The 1,809-nt window shown below is 72.7% G+C and carries 1 protein-coding gene; it reads left to right on the forward strand.

The annotated features are described in order from the left end of the window. Nucleotides 1-177: 177 nt before the first annotated feature. Nucleotides 178-1,809: hypothetical protein (locus CA984_RS43915; protein WP_086579147.1), on the forward strand; the 1,632-nt coding region annotated here is incomplete at its 3' end.

A 1,809-nucleotide genomic window follows, 5' to 3' on the forward strand; every position in this document is an offset into this window, starting at 1 on the left:
CGACGCCCCCAGGCCCCTCGACGCCCCCAGGCCTCTCGACCTCTCCGGCGAACAGGTCAATCGGCACGATCTTCATCATCTCGTACAGGACCGCCCGTCCTCGCGCCTATGCTGGGGGGCTTGTCGCGGAGGCTCCCGTCGCGGAGCCCTCCGGTCGCGGAGACTCGGGAGGTTCTGGTGTCAGCGGGAGTACGCCCGGCGAGCCGATTCCTCCGCGCCCACTGGCTCTTCCTGGCCGCACTGCTGGCCGGCGCCGGACTCAGGACCCTGGCCGTGCTCGGCTACCGGCCCGCCCTGTGGTTCTGGGCCGACTCCTTCGTCTACCTCAACGCGGGACTCGACCCCCGCCCCCTGGAGTCGCGCCCCTCGGGCTACTCGCTGTTCCTGTGGGCGCTGCAACCGCTGTCGAGCGTCCAGGCCGTGGTCGTGGTCCAGCACCTGCTCGGCCTCGCCGTGGCCGCCTGCGTCTACCTCCTCCTGCGCCGCCTGGGCCACCTGCCCGGATGGGGCGCGACGCTCGCCGCCCTGCCTGTGCTCCTGGACGCCCACCAGATCCAGCTCGAACACCTCGTCATGGCCGACCTCCTCATGGAGTTCCTGGCGGTGCTGGCCGTCACGCTGCTGCTGTGGTGGCGGCGGCCTCCGGTATGGGTCGCCCTCCTCGCCGGATTCCTGCTGGCCGCCGCGACCGTCACCCGCACGATCGGACTGCCGCTGATCGCCGTGGTACTGGTCGGCCTGGTCATCGGCCGCGCCGGCTGGAAGGCGGTCACCGCCACCGCGCTGGCCGCCGTGATCGGCCTGGGCTCCTACGCCGCCTGGTTCGGCTCCGAGTACGGCACCTACGGGCTGACCCGCGGAAACGCCTTCCTGTGGGCGCGCACGGCGACCTTCGCCGACTGCGCGAAGATCAAACCGGCCGGGCCGGAGGCCGCGCTCTGCCCCGCCGAGCCGCTCAGCGAGCGCAAGCCCCCACCGGTCTACATCTGGGACGGCGCGTCACCGCTCAACAAGATCAAGGGCACCTGGGCCGAACGCGACAGGCTCGCCGGCGACTTCGCCACCCAGGCCATCAAGGCACAACCCCTGGACTTCCTCCGGGCGGGCCTGGCCGACGTGGCCCACATCTTCGCCTGGGACCGCAGGGTCTACCCCACCCCCGGCCCGCAGAGCGCGTACGTCTTCCCCGAGACCGCCAGACCCTTCCCCAAGGGAACCGCCTCCCAGGGGAAGACCGCCCAGGAGCTGACCGTCGCCTACCAGGGCGCCTCCGGCGCGCCCTCCCTGGTCGAGCCCTACGCCGGCTGGCTGCGCGCCTACCAGCAGTACGGCTTCCTCCGCGGCCCGTTCGTCGCCGCGATCCTGCTGATCGGCCTCGCCGGCGTCCTGCTCCGCCTGCGGCGGCTCGGCGGCCCCGCCCTGATGCCGTGGGCCGCCGGAACCGTCCTGCTGGCCCTGCCGCCCTTCATCGCGGCCTTCGACCACCGCTACGTGGTGCCCGCCCTGCCGCTGGCCTGCCTGGCCGCCGGACTGGCCTTCAGCGCCCGGCGGCGCTCAACGACGCCGGACGTGCAGCCGGACGACCGCTCCGAGCCCGTCGTCGCCGACCGTCCTGCGGACCTTGCCGACGGCGTCCTTGTTCAGCCGCGCCACGAGTTTGGCGACATCCGTCTCTGGCCCACAGGCGACCCCGATCCGCAGCCGGTCGCCCGCCACCGACCTGACATGAATGCGCCTGAGCCCTTCGACTTCTTTAAGCGCGACCCCCAGCATCGCGGTCCCGCTCCCCGTCCGGCTCCCCCACCGCCC

The sequence above is a fragment of the Streptosporangium minutum genome, from assembly GCF_002149035.1.
GTDB lineage: Bacteria > Actinomycetota > Actinomycetes > Streptosporangiales > Streptosporangiaceae > Streptosporangium > Streptosporangium minutum.